This window comes from Vibrio sp. TRT 29B02 (assembly GCF_050113655.1).
Lineage (GTDB): Bacteria > Pseudomonadota > Gammaproteobacteria > Enterobacterales > Vibrionaceae > Vibrio.
Genome location: NZ_JBNJOJ010000032.1, coordinates 24,890 through 41,455, shown reverse-complemented (window position 1 = coordinate 41,455; position 16,566 = coordinate 24,890). Strand labels below are relative to the sequence as shown.

The following is a 16,566-nucleotide window of genomic DNA, read 5'->3' as shown; positions in this document are numbered from 1 at the left end:
TTCCTCAATTGTCGATTATGTGACCTTTTGTCTAGGGTTTGTCCGTTGAGTTTGTTGACAATAAATCAATTGCTTATTCTTGCGAGTACGTCGAACGTTTCTTCATGTTGGTAAGCACATGTCTAACAATGCCGTCACCGTTGGAACGCCAACTAGTTTCAATTGCCAAGCAGTTTGGTGATATGGGCGTTAAAGCGGATTTGGTTGAGAGCAAAGGCAAAACCTTTGTGGCGTTTAACGGCACAGATCAGAATGGAAGAGTGCTCAAATATGCGTTTGTGAATGGTACTCGTATCAACATGAACGGAAAAAAATACCCGCTCAACTCATTTAAAGCAATGCAAGCTGGCTTTAGCCCAAAATCAAGAGCCGAGAATTTTAAAGGGGCAGGAGTCTTAACGTTTGTCGTGTCGGCGAGTATTGCAACTAGTGATTTAGTTTTTACTGATGACTACCACCTAGTTAATTGGTTTGGTAATGTTGGTTCCGATATGTTTAAGGCGCTATTGCAGTACGGTGTTGGAGAGGCTGCTTTGTTCGCGGTTGTAACTATGACGGGCTCATTATTAGCTGGAGGGGTTATGTGTGCGTTCGCTTATTTAGCCATTGAATTTGTGTGGGGTAAGTACAATATTTCAAAGTCAATTGTAGCGGAGCTTGAAAATGCAGTCGAAAACTAGGGTGAGATTGTCTGTAATATTCATGTGGGTACTTGGATTCGGTACTTGGTACTTTATATCTAATGACGTACTTAATAACTATTTAGACTTGTTGAACCATGCACCAGTTGTTACGTTTTCTCCAATAGCTTTACTCCTTCCCATCGGTGGGTTTGGGATGGTTCTATATTTACTCTTTATGACGCCAAAAGCGTTTTACTATGGAAAGACTATCGTTCAAATAGAGTCACAACAAACACGAGCTAAATGGGACAAAATAATATTGTTCTTCATTTTGATTGGCGTGGCGTTTGCTGCTGGTTGGACATACCACACATTTGATCTAATGGATAAATATGGCTACGTATACAGTGATGATTTGAACAAGCATGCGGGGACAAGCATTTACCGCAAATGGGTACGGGTGCTACCGTCTATTTAGAAACAATAAAGGCTCTCTATAGGGTAGCGCATCATAAACCTCGCATTCTCATCGTCTAGCCCGAATAATAAGATCAAACCTCCAACCCAAAGGAGATTTGAAATAGCCAAACGACGCACTAACCAAGAATGGCGAACTCTGTTCGAACACGGGATCTATTAGAGCGCTGAATTGAATAGTTATTCAACGAACGAAGGCTCGAAAACAGTCGAACGATTTCGCCCAGACTCTTTGGATAAGTAGAGCGACTTGTCTGCATGCTCAAGCCAAGCAAGGTGACTTGATTGGAGCGGTGAAATCTCGCACACGCCAAGACTGATAGTATATTTGACATGGTGTTGATCACATTTGACTATCGAGCTCTCAATCCGTTTACGTAACCGTTCAGTGAAATAAAGCGCTTGATTGGCACATGTACCAGGCAGGATAACCGTGAACTCCTCACCGCCGTAGCGTCCACAAATGTCGGTACTGCGTGAGGCACGCTTTAAGGCTTCAGCGGCATGACGGATTACTTCGTCGCCTACAGTATGGCCATATGTGTCATTGACACGTTTAAAATGGTCAATATCAAAAATAACAAGTGATGAGACTTCACCCGTCACCTGACAGTGTTCGTACTCTTTCTGTAGATTCATTTCCCAATGTGCGCGATTGTAAAGCTTAGTGAGTCCGTCTGTTTGGCTCAAGCTGGACAGTTTTTGGTTTGAATCCAACAGATGAATCTTATTTTTAGCAATATCCGTCACGTCATTGATGATCAAACTCACGTGCGACACATCACCATTTACTGAGGTCAGTGGCGAAAACGTAATGTTTTGGCGCATCTCACTTAAGCTGTTGGAGATAGGGCTGAAGTTTTTAAATTTAAACAGGTAAGGGCGGTCTTCCCAGCAAGAAAAGCCTCTACTATTGAGACTAAATGCGGTATTGACCTTTTTTCGCAGCCAAGCTTCAGGTAGATCTCTAACAACACTAAACAGCACTTTTCCAAGGATTTGATCGGCACTGATTCCACTGTACGACTGCATGAATGTGTTCCATGCACATACCTTGTAATCGCGATCGACGACGATCAGCCCAGCATCAAGATCGCCGATAATTTGCATTGCCCAGTGAAGGTCTCCGATTTCACTCGCCGTCATATTAAGCTCTCCAGAATTTGTTGAATGGCATCAAGAGACTCGTTATCCATTAAGAAAATAATGTCACAAGCGACATCCAGATTTTCGGCTTTGTAGACAAATTCGATCGTGAAAATGTCTTGGTCATACTCCTCAAGGAAACCGCTAGAACTCAGCGATGCTTGCAGCGGTTCTTTTTCCAGCACAATCGGCTGGCGCAACGATATCGAGATGTCCAACTGTTTGCTAAAAGAGACCAGAAATGACGAAACCAGCAAGTTTGATATGTCGAGAATGACTTCGTTGGTGGAGTTAACCTGGTCATCCGATGCTACGTTTGTAAGCTGTTCAAACCCTTTGCCATGTAGGCACACCAAGGCTTCCCCATTGATGCCATTGCCGACAAAACGTTGTGAAACCGCGCGGGATTCAGAATTGTTGACGATGTCTTGCACCGTCATTTTTAATTCTGATTGATGCAATGAAGCGACGTTGGGTAATGGCATTTCAATGAACTTGCCCACTTGTTCGGCGATGATAGATGCACTGGCACCTAACGCTATATTGCTCATTTCGCGAATTGCGCCCATAAGATCAATCGCGTTTGGCGTTAGCTCTGGGTGCTGGGTTGTCGTTGCTTTTAGCGGAATCTCAAAACGATTAAAGAGTTCGACGAGATCAGCGGTAACAAAAGGCTTTTCAATAAACTCATTGGCACCAAGTTGAAGACATCGGTTTTTGGCCTGAATCTGAATATCACCAGACACGACGACGATGTGTGTTGGGTAGTAGCTTACAGGCAGAGACGCGAGGACTTCGAAACCGTCCATAACAGGCATAGTTAGATCAAGAAACAACAAGTCGATATTTTGGTTACTCATGATTTCTAACGCGGCTTTTCCGTTTTCTGATTGGAAAATTTGGATAGTATCTGAAGGGTCAATTCGACTAATGATGGATTTGCGAGCGATCAACGAGTCATCGCAAACTAATATGTTCATGACGGTAACTTATACACCTGTAGCAGAGTGCCATTTTTAAGCAGGCACGAATGGCTATGCGTCAGTATTGTGACGATTGTTCAAACATTTGACCATATAGATAACATTTTTGTAGCTCGCACTTCACGCATTTTTTAAATGTAAATCACAAAAGTTGGATGGTCGGCACATAATTATGTACGAATTTTGCACTGTAATGCGCGTGTAACATTAGATGCAGGCTGGATATTTAACGTTTGGCAGATGAATGCGCCGACCCTAGCAACGGCATTGAGATCAACACCGGTTTTAATCCCAAGTCCATGACATAGATAAAGTACGTCTTCTGTCGCGACATTTCCTGACGCCCCTTTCGCATAAGGGCAACCTCCTAAGCCAGCGACGCTTGAATCTATCGTATTGATGCCCATAAGGAGGGACTGATAAATATTGGCCAGTGCTTGTCCATAGGTGTTGTGGAAGTGAACCGCAATGGATGTCGCGGGCGTGTTGGTGAGAATGGCGTCAAGCAACTGCGCAGTTCGATTTGGCGTAGCAGTACCAATCGTATCGCCGAGAGAGACTTGATAGCAGCCCATATCGAGCAACGCTTGGGTCAGTTCAGCAACTTGTACTGGTTGGGTTGGGCCGTCATAAGGACAATCCGCGACACAAGATAAGTACCCTCTAACAGGAATGTTATGCGCATGCGCCAAATCTATCACGTCCTTAAACCGTTGAAGACTTTGAGAAATTGAACAATTAATATTGCGTTGGCAAAATCCTTCCGAAGCGGAGGTAAAGACGGCGACTTGTTGTACGTTATGTTTTAGCGCTTTTTCAAGCCCTTGAACATTAGGCGTTAACGCAGAATAAATCACCCCTTGGTGCCGTTTGATATTGGCAAATACCTGACCGGAGTTAGCCATCTGGGGCACCTTTTTCTCTGAAACAAAAGCCCCTGCTTCAATCTGTTTTAATCCGGTTGCGGACAATTGGTCAATCAAGGCTATTTTTACCTCGACAGGTAATGCCGCTTCATTTTGCAAGCCGTCCCTAGGCCCCACTTCAAAGATGTTGACCTGTTCGAGTTGTATGTCTGGGACGTTCACCTTGTTCGTTTGATTCATACCGCTAATGTTCCTTCTTCATCCAGTCAGGCGCTCTCTTTTGCAAGAATGCGGACAAGCCTTCCTGTCCTTGAGGTGACACTCGTATTTTGGCGATCAATTCACTGGTATAACGCATTAAAGCGTCATCAATCGGTGACTCGCTACAGTGGTGGCAAAGGCGCTTAACTTCAACCATTGCTTGTGGCCCATGATTCAGTATTGGCAGTAGCCATTGGTGCGCATCCTCGGTTATATCTAAGCAAGGAGAGATGTGGTGAATCAGGTTGAGTTCGAGTGCTGTGTGGGCATCGATTCGCTCCGCCGATAGCATATATCGCCTGGCGTTGCGTACGCCCATCGCTCTGATGACGTAAGGAGCGATTGTCGCAGGGATGAGCCCTAGCTTGACCTCACTCAAGCATAATTGACAGTTCTCACTGGCAAACACCATGTCGCAGCAACAAATGAGTCCCAACGCACCGCCAAAGGCGCAACCTTGGACAATTGCTACTGTCGGAAAAGGGAATCGATCAAGCTTATCAAGCAGAGTGGCTAACTGGTACGCATCGAGCTGATTTTCCTGCTCGCTCTTAGTCACCATGGATCGCATCCACTCGATATCTGCACCAGCTGAAAAATGCTTACCTTGGCTATTGAGGATCAGGGCTTTCACCATTGGGTCGGCGGAGAGGTTATCTAAAGCGGTGATCAGTTGAGCAATGACTTCAGCGTTGAAGGCATTGGCTTTTTCAGGGCGGCAAAGAGTGACGGTCGCAATACCATTGTTATCGATATGGTAGACAATGTTTTGGTGGAGATTTCGGTCGATTCTGGTGGCCATAATTTACATCCTGAAGATACCAAACTGGCTATCATTAATCGGGTGACGAAGGGCTAACTTGAGCGCGTGCGCCAGAACTTGTCGCGTATCTTTGGGGTCAATAATGCCGTCGTCCCATAGACGGGCGCTGGCGTAGTAGGGATGTCCTTGATGGTTGTATTGTTCAAGGATCTGTTGGCGAAATTGCTCGGCGTCCTCCTGAGTCCAACTTTCTCCCTGACGCTGCATGACTTGTTGTTTGACCTGAGTTAACACCCCCGCCGCTTGTTCTCCCCCCATCACGGAAATTCGCGCATTGGGCCACATCCACATCAGTGTAGGGTCATAGGCTCTGCCGCACATACCATAGTTGCCCGCACCATAAGATCCTCCAATGATAATGGTAAACTTGGGTACGTCAGCGCACGCGACGGCCATGACCAGTTTGGCGCCATTTTTGGCGATACCGCCTTCTTCAAACTTTTTCCCCACCATAAAGCCGGTGATATTTTGCAGGAACAAAAGCGGTACTTTTCGTTTTGCGCACAACTCAATGAAATGGGCTCCTTTTTGAGCTGATTCGGAAAACAGAATGCCATTGTTGGCGATAATGCCAAGCAAATGGCCTTCAATACGTGCAAAGCCGCAAACCAAAGTTGTACCAAATAAGGCTTTAAACTCGTCGAACTCCGAACCGTCAACGATTCGGGCGATGACTTCACGTACATCGAACGATAAGCGAAGATCCGCATTCACTATGCCATAAAGTTCTTCGATGTTGTAAAGGGGGGATGAGCTCTGTGTCTGATGAACGGATGGGGTAAGCTCACACGATAAGTTAGTGTTAGAGACAGCTTGTCTTGCCAACTGAAGTGCATGCAGTTCATCTTCCGCGTAATAGTCAGCGACGCCTGATTTTCGACAGTGTACATCGGCACCACCGAGCTCTTCTTCGGTCACAATCTCACCGGTTGCGGCTTTAACCAATGGGGGGCCGGCCAAGAATATCGTGCCTTGCTGTTTCACTATGATCGATACATCCGCCATCGCAGGGATATAAGCGCCTCCTGCGGTGCATAACCCGAGGACAACGGCGATTTGTGGGATCCCTTTCGCCGACATTCGGGCTTGGTTGAAAAAGATGCGACCAAAATGCTCGCGGTCAGGAAAGACATCGGCTTGGTGAGGCAAGTTGGCACCACCTGAATCTACCAGATAAATGCAGGGCAGCTGACAACGTTGGGCGATCTCTTGTGCTCGTAAGTGTTTCTTTACCGTCAGAGGGTAGTATGTTCCGCCCTTCACTGAAGGATCATTCGCAATCACCATACATGACTGACCGTTGATTTGTCCCACACCAGCGACAACACCGCCACAAGGAACAGGTTCGTCATACACATTCCACGCGGTGAACTGAGCTATTTCAAGAAATGGAGAGTTGGCATCGAGAAGATGCTCGATGCGTTCACGTACGGGTAGCTTGCCTTTTTTTCGCTGGTGGGCGATTGCTTTTTCGCCGCCTCCCAGTTTGATAGATGCGATGTCATCCTCTAACTGTTTAACCAGCGTGGACATTGCGGCAAGATTTTTCATGTAGAGTGGGGCGTCGGTGTGAATCTTCGACTTAATCACGGCCATAGTCAGCTCCCTTTAACGTGATTCTTCAAACAGTTCCCGACCAATTAGCATGCGTCGGATTTCTGAAGTACCTGCACCAATCTCATACAACTTGGCATCACGTAGTAATCGACCCGCAGGAAATTCGTTTATGTATCCATTACCGCCGAGCAACTGAATGGTATCCAGTGCCATCTGAGTCGCAAGTTCTGCACTGTAAAGGATCACACCCGCGGCATCTTTGCGGCTTGCATGTCCGTTATCACAAGCATTGGCAACCGCGTACACATAGGCTCGGGCTGCATTGGATCGTGTATACATGTCAGCAACTTTGGCTTGAACCAACTGAAACTCACCAATGGAACGTCCAAACTGTTTACGGTCGTGAACATAAGGGATCACCAAATCGAGACACGCTTGCATGATTCCAAGTGGACCTGCGGCGAGTACGACGCGTTCGTAGTCCAATCCACTCATCAATACTTTTACGCCTTGATTCACTTCTCCCAGCATATTTTCAACGGGGACAGGGCAATTATTAAAGACCAGCTCACAGGTGTTGGACCCCCGCATACCAAGCTTGTCCAGTTTTTGAGCATGTTGGAAAGGAGAGACCGCTTTTTCAACGATGAATGCGCTGATACCGTGCGCACCCTGAGTCGCATCCGTTTTCGCGTAGACAACCACCACATCGGCATCTGGGCCGTTGGTAATCCACATCTTGGACCCATTGAGTAGGTAGTGGTCGCCGTTAAGTTCCGCTTTTAATTGCATGCTAACAACGTCTGAACCTGCGTTAGGCTCACTCATCGCAAGCGCTCCTACATGGCTACCATCGATCAGCTTGGGCAGGAATTGTTGCCTTTGCGCTTGGGTCCCATTGCGAAATATTTGATTGACGCAGAGGTTGGAGTGAGCCCCATAGCTGAGCGCTACGGACGCTGAGGCGCGGCTAATCTCTTCCATCGCCACAACATGGGCAAGATAGCCCATCTCAGCTCCGCCATATTGTTCAGAAACGGTCACGCCGAGTAGCCCCATTTCACCGAACAATGGCCATAAATGGTTAGGAAATGAGTTGGAGCGGTCTATATCGCTGGCAAGCGGTGAGATCTGTTGTTGCGCAAACCCGTTGACGTGTTCACGCAACAAATTGATCGATTCATCTTGCCCAAAATTGAGCGGTGTATATTGGCTTATCATGACGCCTCCGACTATCGGCTTATAACGTAGTATTCGAAGACGTTTGAGGACGATAAGTTATTGAGGGTCCACAACTAATGCTTGCTGGCAACGTTCACGCGCTACGTTGAGATCTTCAAGCATATGGTTAATGTCTTCGAGCTGGCGCAGTAGCACCGCTTCCTTTTCATCAATGATCTTCAGCATTTCTGTTAGCTGAGTTTCACCTTGGTGTGTATCGTACAGCTCAAATAATTCGCGGATTTCTGCTAAAGAAAACCCAAGACGCTTCCCACGTAAAATAAGCTTGAGCCGGGTTCTATCACGACGATTGTAGATACGCATACTGCCTTTTCGCTCTGGATGAATCAGTCCTTCATCCTCGTAAAAGCGGATACTGCGCGTCGTCACATCAAATTCTTTAGCGAGTTCGCTGATCTTATATTTTTCCACTGAGCTAAATTTCCTATGTGTTCTTATTTGGGCTATTAGACGGTTGGCACCTATGTTGGCGAGTCAACCTAAACAGATAAAATGTAATTGATTCGTTTCTTTACGTTTACGTAAATGTTAGTGCTATGCTTACGTAAACGTCAAGAAATAATGTCAGCATAAAAGGGGCATCAAATGGAGCAGAAAGAGATATGGATCGTATCAGCGAAACGAACTCCAATGGGCCGTTTTCAAGGTGCGCTGGCTGGTCTTTCTACCCCACAGTTAGGTGGGATCGCCATTCGTGCTGCAATAGAACAGTCAGGCTTATCTGAGCAAATTGTTGAACAAGTTTACATGGGATGTGTACTGCCCGCAGGATGCGGTCAAGCGCCAGCAAGACAAGCGGCACGGGTAGCGAAGTTGCCTCTGCATACTGCTTGTACCACGATCAATAAGGTGTGTGGTTCAGGAATGAAGTCCGTGATGCTGGCGAACGATCTGATTCGCGCAGGTTCGATTCAATGCGCGGTTGCTGGTGGTATGGAGAGCATGAGTAATGCCCCTTATCTGCTGAGAGATGCGCGTAGTGGCATGAGAATCGGGCACAAAACCACTTATGATCATATGTTCCTTGATGGCCTGCAAGACGCTTATGAAGGTGAACTTATGGGCGTCTACGGTCAAAGAACGGCGGATAAATACCATTTCACCCGTGAGCAAATGGACCAATGGGCAACCTTGTCTGTAGAGCGAGCATTAGCTGCGCAAAGCCAAGCCATGTTCGACCAAGAGATGGTTCCAGTCGCAGCTCAAAACGGAGAGCTGCTGAGTTGTGATGAACTTCCACCATCAATCGATTTGTCAAAAATATCACGCCTCAAAGCGGCTTTTTCTGAGGATGGAACGATCACTGCGGCCAATTCGAGTGCCATTTCTGATGGAGCCGCTGCGTTAGTCGTCATTGATAGCGAAACCGCAAAATCTCATGGCGCGAAACCCTTGGCGGTTATCAAAGCGCACGCGAGCCATGCCAGAGAACCCGCTGAATTTACCATTGCCCCCGTGTACGCGATTAAACAGCTACTTTCGCAGCTTGATTGGGAGGTGAGTGACGTTGATCTTTGGGAGATCAATGAAGCCTTTGCGGTTGTGACACAAATTGCTGTTCGCGAACTTAGACTCGACCAAGACAAGGTAAATGTTAAAGGGGGAGCTTGTGCCTTGGGCCACCCAATAGGTGCGAGTGGGGCGAGAATATTAACTACGCTGATCTACAGCCTAAGACAGCTACAGGCAATGGGAGTGGACGGCGATGTTAGCCAGAGAAAAGTCATGAGAGGGGTTGCCGCAATCTGCATTGGTGGAGGAGAGGCTACCGCGATCGGTATCGAGATCCCGCTCTAAACCAACTTCACGATGGAAAAGGAAATCACAATGACACAGTCAGTCAGTTTATTTATTGGTGGCGAGTTTTGTCAGTCCAAAACGAGTGATTGGATAGAAGTGACCAACCCCGCGACGAATGAGATCATCGCAACATTGCCCTGTACGACGGATGCTGAAATCGAACAGGCGATAGAGAGCGCGCTAGAGCAATTCCACGTTTGGAAAGAAGTCGCCGTTTCAGACAGAGCGCGTCTTATGCTCAGATATCAGCATTTGCTCAAAGAGCATCACGACGAGCTGGCACGCTTGCTGTCAAAAGAGACAGGTAAAACCACCGTCGATGCCAAAGGTGACGTGTGGCGAGGTATTGAAGTGGTTGAGCAGGCGGCAAATATCGCCAGCAATATGATGGGCGAAACGGTTGAAAACGTCGCGACAGATATTGATACCTATTCGCTGATTCAACCTCTTGGCGTTTGCTGTGGTATTACTCCCTTTAACTTTCCTGCCATGATACCGCTATGGATGTTTCCGCTTGCCATTGCAGCTGGTAATACCTTTGTCCTCAAGCCTTCAGAGCAAGTCCCTTTAACGGCGATGCGCTTGGCGGAACTGTTCGCCCAAGCAGGAGCCCCAAAAGGAGTGCTGCAAATTGTTCATGGCGGCAAGGATCAAGTGGACTATCTGTTGTCTCACCCCGTGATCAAGGCGGTGTCGTTTGTTGGTTCTGTTGGCGTGGCGAAATACATTTACCAGACGGGAACGGCGCACAATAAGCGAGTGCAGGCCTTTGCGGGAGCAAAAAATCACATGGTAGTGATGCCTGACGCTAACAAAGCTCAAGTGATTAGTAACTTGGTTGGAGCGTCAGTGGGTGCCGCAGGGCAGCGTTGTATGGCGATTTCTGCCGCTGTGTTTGTCGGAGAGTCTAAGCAGTGGATCAGCGATCTGGCGACCGAGATGGCGAAAGTAACACCGGGAGCATGGAATGACGATCAAGCGGGTTACGGACCTCTGATCAGTGAACAGGCGAAAGCCAGGGTCATTGGTTTGATTGAGGAAGGAAAAGCACAGGGGGCGACTTGTGTGCTTGATGGTAGCCAGTGCTGCGTCGATGGATACCCGAACGGCAATTGGCTTGCTCCGACCTTGTTTAGTGGCGTGACTACGGATATGTCCATTTATCAGCAAGAGATATTCGGCCCCGTTTTAGTCTGTCTAGAAGTGGATACCTTAGAGCAAGCGATAGCGTTGATTAACAACAATCCTTATGGCAATGGAACATCCATATTCACCGCCAGTGGCGCTGCAGCGAGAAAGTACCAGCACCAAATTCAGGTAGGACAGGTCGGTATTAATGTGCCAATCCCTGTTCCGCTTCCTTTCTTCTCATTTACCGGTTGGCGAGCAAGTTTCTACGGTGATTTGCATGCTTATGGTAAGCAGGCTGTGCGCTTTTACACGGAAACCAAAACAGTGACAGCGCGCTGGTTTGAAGATGACATTCCCAGTGGGCCAAACATGACCATTCAGTTGCGTTAAGGAGTCACTATGGATTTTGAACTCAACCAAGATCAGAAAGCGTTCGTCGATATGGCGAATCAGTTTGCGAGAGAAAAGCTGATGCCAATGGCGTCGCAGTGGGATGAACAACAGATTTTTCCTAAGGCGATACTGCGCGAAGCGGGTGAATTAGGTTTTCTAAGCTTGTACACACCAGAACAGGCGGGAGGCTTGGGATTATCGCGTCTTGATGCCTCGTTGATATTCGAACAATTAGCGATGGGGTGTACGTCGACCACTGCCTTTATGACCATTCACAATATGGTTACTTGGATGGTTGGCTCCTTTGGCACACAACAGGCGATTGACACTTATTGCCCTAAACTCACCAGCGGTGAGTGGCTGGGTTCCTACTGTTTGACGGAACCCAACGCTGGTTCTGATGCCGCAGCGTTAATTACGTCTGCTACGAAAACGGACAATGGCTACCTTCTCAACGGGGCAAAGGTATTCATCTCAGGTGCAGGGGAGACGGACGTACTGGTTGTGATGGCGAGAACCGGTGAGAAAGGAGCCAAGGGAGTCTCGGCTTTTGTTGTGCCCGCTGATCGAGCAGGGATCAGTTATGGCCGTAAAGAGCCAAAAATGGGTTGGAACAGTCAACCAACGCGCAGCATCAGTTTTGATAACGTGTTCGTTGAAGCAGAAAATCGACTTGGCGAAGAGGGGCAAGGATTTACCTTTGCGATGAAAGGGCTAGATGGAGGACGGATCAACATCGCGACGTGTTCGATAGGAACGGCGCAACAAGCCCTCAATCAATCAACCCAATATCTCAAGGAGCGCAAGCAGTTCGGTCAGTCCTTGGCACAATTTCAGGCGCTTCAATTCAAACTCGCAGACATGGCAACGGAATTGGTTGCCGCTAGGCAGTTAGTAAGACTTGCAGCGAGCAAGCTCGACAACCATCACTCAGAGGCGACTGCCTATTGCGCGATGGCAAAACGTTACGCAACCGACATAGGTTTTGCGGTTTGCGATCAGGCGCTACAGCTTTATGGCGGCTATGGTTATATCAAAGAGTATCCGATGGAACGCTATTTCAGGGATGTACGCGTGCATCAAATCCTTGAAGGCACAAACGAGATTATGCGTGTCATTATCGCAAGACGTTTGCTTCAGGAAGAAGCGCAACTACTTTAGGGGGCAAGTATGCAGCACAATGAAGATGGCGCGATTCAATACCAGATTACTGATCACGTCGCCGTTATCACCATCAGCAATCCACCAGCAAATACTTGGACGCGAGACAGCCTTGTCGCGCTCAAACAGTTGGTGTTGTCGCTTAACGCTATGCCAGACGTGTACGCATTAGTCATCACTGGGCAAGGAGAGAAGTTCTTTTCAGCGGGAGCGGATCTGAATCTTTTTGCATCGGGTGACAAAAGTGTCGCCATCGATATGGCAAGGGTGTTTGGGGAAGCATTTGAGACACTCTCTGCATTTCGAGGTGTATCCATTGCCGCGATCAATGGCTACGCCATGGGGGGTGGACTAGAAGTAGCGCTTGCCTGTGATATACGGATTGCCGAGCAGCAGGCACGAATGGCACTACCTGAAGCGAAAGTCGGACTTCTCCCTTGTGCGGGAGGAACGCAGAACCTCACTGCATTGGTGGGAGAAGGGTGGGCCAAACGGATTATTTTGTGTGGAGAGCAAGTCGATGCAAGCCAAGCAGTAACAATAGGATTGATTGAAGAAGTGGTTCCACAAGGTGAAGCGTTAAGTCGCGCAGTTGCACTTGCGAACAACGTCGCCAATCAGTCACCAACCTCAGTGTCGGCTTGTAAACAGTTAATTCAGAATGCGCGTACAAGCCCGATATCTCATGGTTTGGTCATGGAGAGGGAGCTATTTATTGGCTTATTTAACAGCGAAGATCAGAAAGAAGGCGTCAATGCGTTCTTGAAAAAACGCCCACCACAATGGAAAAACAGATAGGAGGAATCAGCATGAAGGACACAGTTCACTTCACTGAATTAACCTGTAGCGATAACAACCACAAGGTAGGCGTAGCGACATTAGATAACGCATCATCACTCAATGCGCTCACCTATGAGATGTTGGTTGTACTTAAAGAGCAGTTAGAGCGTTGGCACGAAGATGATCAGGTCGTGTGCGTATTGCTAGACGGCAGTGGAGAAAAAGCATTTTGTGCAGGGGGTGATGTTCGTACCATGCATGAGGTTATGCGTGACAAAACGCCACAGCAAGTTCAAGAGTTTTGCAGCCAATTTTTCAGCGTTGAATATCAATGTGACTATCTGATCCATACCTATTGCAAACCGATTATTGCTTGGGGTCAGGGTATTGTCATGGGGGGCGGTATGGGCTTGTATATGGGCTCTAGCCACAAGGTCGTTACCCCAGAATCTCGCTTGGCGATGCCGGAGGTCACGATAGGTCTCTACCCTGATGTAGGAGGAACTTGGTTCCTGAATCGACTGGATCGAGGTATCGGGATGTTTCTTGGTATGACAGGCATCATGGTCAACTCAGCGGATGCGTTGGAGCTTCATCTGGCCGATCATATCGCACTTTCTCAGCATAAATCAGTGCTACTCGAACAACTGCAAGTCGCCGACTGGGAGTGTGTGGATGATGCTTATGAGGTCGTAACCGAAATACTTGAAAGTTTCGAGGCAGAAAGCAGCACTTATAAACCTGACTTACAGATCATGCCTTATTTTCATCAGATACAACAGGCGTGCGATGGCGACAGTGCACTGCAAGTTACCGACAATATTCTTGCCTTAAAGGGCAATCATGCATGGTTAGAGACAGCGAAAGCCAATCTGGTTTCTGGCAGCCCGATTACTGTCCATCTCTGTTATCGACAGATGACCGAGTTTGACCAACTCTCACTAGCGGATTGCTTTCGTCTGGAATTGATTCTCTCGGTACGAAGTGCGTTGATGGGGGAATTTCAGGAAGGGGTACGAGCGCGACTCGTCGATAAGGATGGTCAACCTAAGTGGCGATTCCCCAACGTGGCCGCTGTCGATACCGCTGCAATTGATCAAATGTTTACTTCATTATGGAGTGAAGAGGCACACCCATTGGCACAATTGGGTCATTACTAAAGGAGAAAACCATGGCAAGGATAGCGTTTATTGGACTTGGTAACATGGGTGCGCCAATGGCTCAAAACCTGATCAACGCAGGTTGTCATCTTCAGGTGTTTGATTTGGTGGAAGCGTTGACGCGTCCACTGGTTGAGGCGGGGGCGACACTGTGTCATTCACTAAAAGATGTGGTTACCAATGTAGATGTGGTGATCACTATGCTGCCAGCAGGTGAGCATGTTAGGGCAGTGTATCTCGGTGCGGAAAACAATGAAGGTTTATTGGCTCATGTTACTTCGGGCACTTTACTGATTGATTCGTCGACCATTGATCCGGAGTCGGCGCGCCTTGTTGGCCTAGCTGCACAGAAGCAAGGGATCGAATTCGTTGATGCCCCAGTGTCGGGGGGTGTTGCTGGCGCAGCAGCAGGGACTTTGACTTTTATTGTTGGCGGAAGTGATGTGGCATTCGAACATGCTGAGAAAGTGCTGAAACACATGGGTAAAAACATCTTTCATGCTGGCTCTGTGGGTAGCGGTCAAATGGGCAAAATCTGCAATAACCTGATGCTGGGTATTTTGATGTCAGGAACGTGCGAAGCGCTGACCTTAGGGATGGATAACGGCTTAGATCCAAAGGTGTTATCCAATATCATGCTACAAAGCTCAGGACGCAATTGGGCGTTGGAGCTCTACAACCCATGTCCCGATGTTATGGCAACGTCACCCGCTTCAAAAGGTTATCAGCCTGGTTTTATGAGTAAACTTATGCTCAAAGATCTTGGCCTCGGCATCGAGGCGGCTGCAAAAAGCCAATCTTCGGTGCCTATGGGAGCTTTAGCGCGGAACCTTTATGCTCTTCATAATGCAAAGGGTAATGAGCTACTCGATTTTTCTAGCTTGTTTGAATTCTATCAATCGAAATCCTAACCACGATACGAAGGACTAAGCCATGGAGTTAAGAGAGAGTGTCATTGCAATTACCGGAGCAGGACAGGGGCTAGGTCAGATGATGGCGATTACGCTCGCCCACGCTGGCGCTGAACTGGCTCTGATAGATGTTAATCCACAGGCGTTGAAAAGTACCCAAGACCAGTGCCATATGTTGGGCGTAAAAGCACTGACTTACCGTGTTGATGTAACCGATGAAGCGCAAGTTGAACACGTTTTTAGTGACATTGTCACTGATTTTGGGCAATTGAATGGCTTAATTAATAACGCAGGCATTCTGCGAGATGGATTGCTGGTCAAAGTGAAAGACGGCGTGGTAAGTAAAATGTCGTTGGAGCAATTTAATGCTGTCATTGATGTTAACCTCACGGGAACGTTTTTGTGTGGACGGGAAGCGGCACTCCGCATGATAGAAACGGATAGTCAGGGCGTGATCATCAATATATCGAGTGTCGCTCGGGCAGGAAATATCGGACAAACCAACTATGCCGCGTCTAAGGCTGCCGTCGCGACACTCGCGACAACGTGGGGTAAAGAGTTAGCGCGTTATGGGATACGCGCCGTTGCGATAGCGCCAGGCGTTATTGAAACCCCAATGGCTGCGCAGATGAAGCCCGAGGCAATAGCGCGGCTTGAAGCGATGATTCCTGCTGGACGCATGGGCAAAACATCAGAGATTGCTCATACGGTGAAGTTCATCTTCGAAAACGATTATGTCAACGCAAGAGTCATTGAAGTGGATGGGGGGATTCGGATGTAAGGCCGACCCTTTGTGAGTGCCTGTGTCTTTCATTCTCTCACTCCATATTATAAAGTGTTCCGAAATCAAAGGAGTACACACTGATATGGAACTTAATTCTTTTCTAGACAAACTTGCTCAGGCACCTGAAAGCGTTCAGTTTGAAGAGACGATGGCCGTTATTGATGCGAACTACAGCTTTACCCCAACGGCATTCACTAACGGCAATACCCACAATCAAGCCGATCAAAACAATGGGTCTTGTAAGATCTTTGCATTTGCTCAGTTGAATCAACTGCAACCTGCGGCAACGCTTGCTTGCTTTGGTCGATATTACCGTGATGATGTTTTGGGTAATCCTCAAGGTGAAGATCACGCCAACATTCGTAATTTTATTCAATACGGATGGCAAGGGATTGAATTTTCAGGCAATGCATTAGTCGCTAAGTCTTAGCCAAATAAGGAGCGTCAGGCTCCTTTTTTGTTTTTGGG

16 protein-coding genes and 1 pseudogene are annotated in these 16,566 nt (G+C 47.7%); 10 read left to right on the top strand and 7 right to left on the bottom strand.

Translation table 11 applies throughout. From position 1 onward, the window contains the following. Nucleotides 1–158: 158 nt before the first annotated feature. Nucleotides 159–680 (top strand): annotated as a pseudogene (locus tag ACQEXT_RS17500) (hypothetical protein); the annotation flags it as partial. A gap of 1 nt (nt 681) precedes the next feature. Beyond that, nucleotides 682–1,101, top strand: a complete 420-nt coding sequence (locus tag ACQEXT_RS17495) for a hypothetical protein (protein WP_426953082.1) — start codon at nt 682–684, stop codon at nt 1,099–1,101. Between the two features lie 179 nt (nt 1,102–1,280). Here the strand turns inward: ACQEXT_RS17495 and ACQEXT_RS17490 are convergent, their stop codons facing one another. The 7 genes from ACQEXT_RS17490 to ACQEXT_RS17460 form a co-directional block, all read right to left on the bottom strand. Then, nucleotides 1,281–2,246: a diguanylate cyclase gene (locus ACQEXT_RS17490; RefSeq protein ID WP_426953072.1), complete on the bottom strand. Its 966-nt coding sequence runs from the start codon at nt 2,244–2,246 to the stop codon at nt 1,281–1,283. Continuing rightward, entirely contained in the window at nt 2,243–3,226 is a 984-nt protein-coding gene (locus ACQEXT_RS17485) for a response regulator (protein WP_331418481.1), read from the bottom strand. The genes ACQEXT_RS17490 and ACQEXT_RS17485 overlap by 4 nt, the downstream gene beginning before the upstream one ends. A gap of 173 nt (nt 3,227–3,399) precedes the next feature. Further along, nucleotides 3,400–4,335 carry a hydroxymethylglutaryl-CoA lyase gene (locus ACQEXT_RS17480; RefSeq protein WP_426953071.1) on the bottom strand — a complete coding sequence of 312 codons (936 nt, stop codon included), beginning with the start codon at nt 4,333–4,335 and terminating at the stop codon, nt 3,400–3,402. A 4-nt stretch (nt 4,336–4,339) separates the two neighbouring features. Then, nucleotides 4,340–5,158 (bottom strand): enoyl-CoA hydratase-related protein, encoded by an 819-nt coding sequence (locus ACQEXT_RS17475; protein ID WP_426953070.1) that lies wholly within the window; start codon nt 5,156–5,158, stop codon nt 4,340–4,342. A 3-nt stretch (nt 5,159–5,161) separates the two neighbouring features. Continuing rightward, nucleotides 5,162–6,775, bottom strand: coding sequence for a carboxyl transferase domain-containing protein (locus tag ACQEXT_RS17470; protein ID WP_426953069.1), 1,614 nt, complete (start codon nt 6,773–6,775; stop codon nt 5,162–5,164). A 12-nt stretch (nt 6,776–6,787) separates the two neighbouring features. Further along, nucleotides 6,788–7,957 (bottom strand): isovaleryl-CoA dehydrogenase, encoded by a 1,170-nt coding sequence (locus tag ACQEXT_RS17465; protein WP_331418485.1) that lies wholly within the window; start codon nt 7,955–7,957, stop codon nt 6,788–6,790. 57 nt (nt 7,958–8,014) lie between these two features. Continuing rightward, nucleotides 8,015–8,389, bottom strand: coding sequence for a MerR family transcriptional regulator (locus ACQEXT_RS17460; protein WP_138973529.1), 375 nt, complete (start codon nt 8,387–8,389; stop codon nt 8,015–8,017). A gap of 174 nt (nt 8,390–8,563) precedes the next feature. Here ACQEXT_RS17460 and ACQEXT_RS17455 point away from each other — a divergent pair, with 174 nt between their 5' ends. From ACQEXT_RS17455 to ACQEXT_RS17420, 8 genes are all read left to right on the top strand, one after another. Then, nucleotides 8,564–9,775 (top strand): thiolase family protein, encoded by a 1,212-nt coding sequence (locus ACQEXT_RS17455; protein WP_426953068.1) that lies wholly within the window; start codon nt 8,564–8,566, stop codon nt 9,773–9,775. Between the two features lie 30 nt (nt 9,776–9,805). Beyond that, nucleotides 9,806–11,299, top strand: a complete 1,494-nt coding sequence (locus tag ACQEXT_RS17450; RefSeq protein ID WP_426953067.1) for a CoA-acylating methylmalonate-semialdehyde dehydrogenase — start codon at nt 9,806–9,808, stop codon at nt 11,297–11,299. Nucleotides 11,300–11,308: 9 nt separating this feature from the next. Next, a complete protein-coding gene (locus tag ACQEXT_RS17445; protein WP_426953066.1) occupies nt 11,309–12,463 on the top strand; it encodes an acyl-CoA dehydrogenase family protein in 1,155 nt (384 codons plus the stop codon). A 9-nt stretch (nt 12,464–12,472) separates the two neighbouring features. Next, the gene (locus tag ACQEXT_RS17440) at nt 12,473–13,261 is read left to right on the top strand and encodes an enoyl-CoA hydratase (protein ID WP_426953065.1); all 789 of its coding nucleotides are present in this window, start codon (nt 12,473–12,475) and stop codon (nt 13,259–13,261) included. Between the two features lie 11 nt (nt 13,262–13,272). Then, complete coding sequence (locus ACQEXT_RS17435; RefSeq protein ID WP_426953064.1) at nt 13,273–14,403, top strand: enoyl-CoA hydratase/isomerase family protein; 1,131 nt, start codon at nt 13,273–13,275, stop codon at nt 14,401–14,403. Between the two features lie 11 nt (nt 14,404–14,414). Then, complete coding sequence (gene mmsB / locus ACQEXT_RS17430; RefSeq protein WP_426953063.1) at nt 14,415–15,314, top strand: 3-hydroxyisobutyrate dehydrogenase; 900 nt, start codon at nt 14,415–14,417, stop codon at nt 15,312–15,314. Between the two features lie 22 nt (nt 15,315–15,336). Further along, complete coding sequence (locus ACQEXT_RS17425; RefSeq protein WP_426953062.1) at nt 15,337–16,095, top strand: SDR family oxidoreductase; 759 nt, start codon at nt 15,337–15,339, stop codon at nt 16,093–16,095. Nucleotides 16,096–16,180: 85 nt separating this feature from the next. Beyond that, nucleotides 16,181–16,528: a HopJ type III effector protein gene (locus ACQEXT_RS17420; RefSeq protein ID WP_426953061.1), complete on the top strand. Its 348-nt coding sequence runs from the start codon at nt 16,181–16,183 to the stop codon at nt 16,526–16,528. The last annotated feature ends 38 nt before the right edge of the window (nt 16,529–16,566 follow it).

What these genes read in the sequence shown, in the direction of transcription:
- ACQEXT_RS17485 (WP_331418481.1), bottom strand. Translation starts at nt 3,226, where the DNA reads ATGAACATATTAGTTTGCGATGACTCGTTGATCGCTCGCAAATCCATC.
- ACQEXT_RS17475 (WP_426953070.1), bottom strand. Translation starts at nt 5,158, where the DNA reads ATGGCCACCAGAATCGACCGAAATCTCCACCAAAACATTGTCTACCAT.
- ACQEXT_RS17465 (WP_331418485.1), bottom strand. Translation starts at nt 7,957, where the DNA reads ATGATAAGCCAATATACACCGCTCAATTTTGGGCAAGATGAATCGATC.
- ACQEXT_RS17440 (WP_426953065.1), top strand. Translation starts at nt 12,473, where the DNA reads ATGCAGCACAATGAAGATGGCGCGATTCAATACCAGATTACTGATCAC.
- ACQEXT_RS17480 (WP_426953071.1), bottom strand. Translation starts at nt 4,335, where the DNA reads ATGAATCAAACGAACAAGGTGAACGTCCCAGACATACAACTCGAACAG.
- ACQEXT_RS17445 (WP_426953066.1), top strand. Translation starts at nt 11,309, where the DNA reads ATGGATTTTGAACTCAACCAAGATCAGAAAGCGTTCGTCGATATGGCG.
- mmsB (WP_426953063.1), top strand. Translation starts at nt 14,415, where the DNA reads ATGGCAAGGATAGCGTTTATTGGACTTGGTAACATGGGTGCGCCAATG.
- ACQEXT_RS17435 (WP_426953064.1), top strand. Translation starts at nt 13,273, where the DNA reads ATGAAGGACACAGTTCACTTCACTGAATTAACCTGTAGCGATAACAAC.
- ACQEXT_RS17470 (WP_426953069.1), bottom strand. Translation starts at nt 6,775, where the DNA reads ATGGCCGTGATTAAGTCGAAGATTCACACCGACGCCCCACTCTACATG.
- ACQEXT_RS17420 (WP_426953061.1), top strand. Translation starts at nt 16,181, where the DNA reads ATGGAACTTAATTCTTTTCTAGACAAACTTGCTCAGGCACCTGAAAGC.
- ACQEXT_RS17425 (WP_426953062.1), top strand. Translation starts at nt 15,337, where the DNA reads ATGGAGTTAAGAGAGAGTGTCATTGCAATTACCGGAGCAGGACAGGGG.
- ACQEXT_RS17455 (WP_426953068.1), top strand. Translation starts at nt 8,564, where the DNA reads ATGGAGCAGAAAGAGATATGGATCGTATCAGCGAAACGAACTCCAATG.
- ACQEXT_RS17490 (WP_426953072.1), bottom strand. Translation starts at nt 2,246, where the DNA reads ATGACGGCGAGTGAAATCGGAGACCTTCACTGGGCAATGCAAATTATC.
- ACQEXT_RS17450 (WP_426953067.1), top strand. Translation starts at nt 9,806, where the DNA reads ATGACACAGTCAGTCAGTTTATTTATTGGTGGCGAGTTTTGTCAGTCC.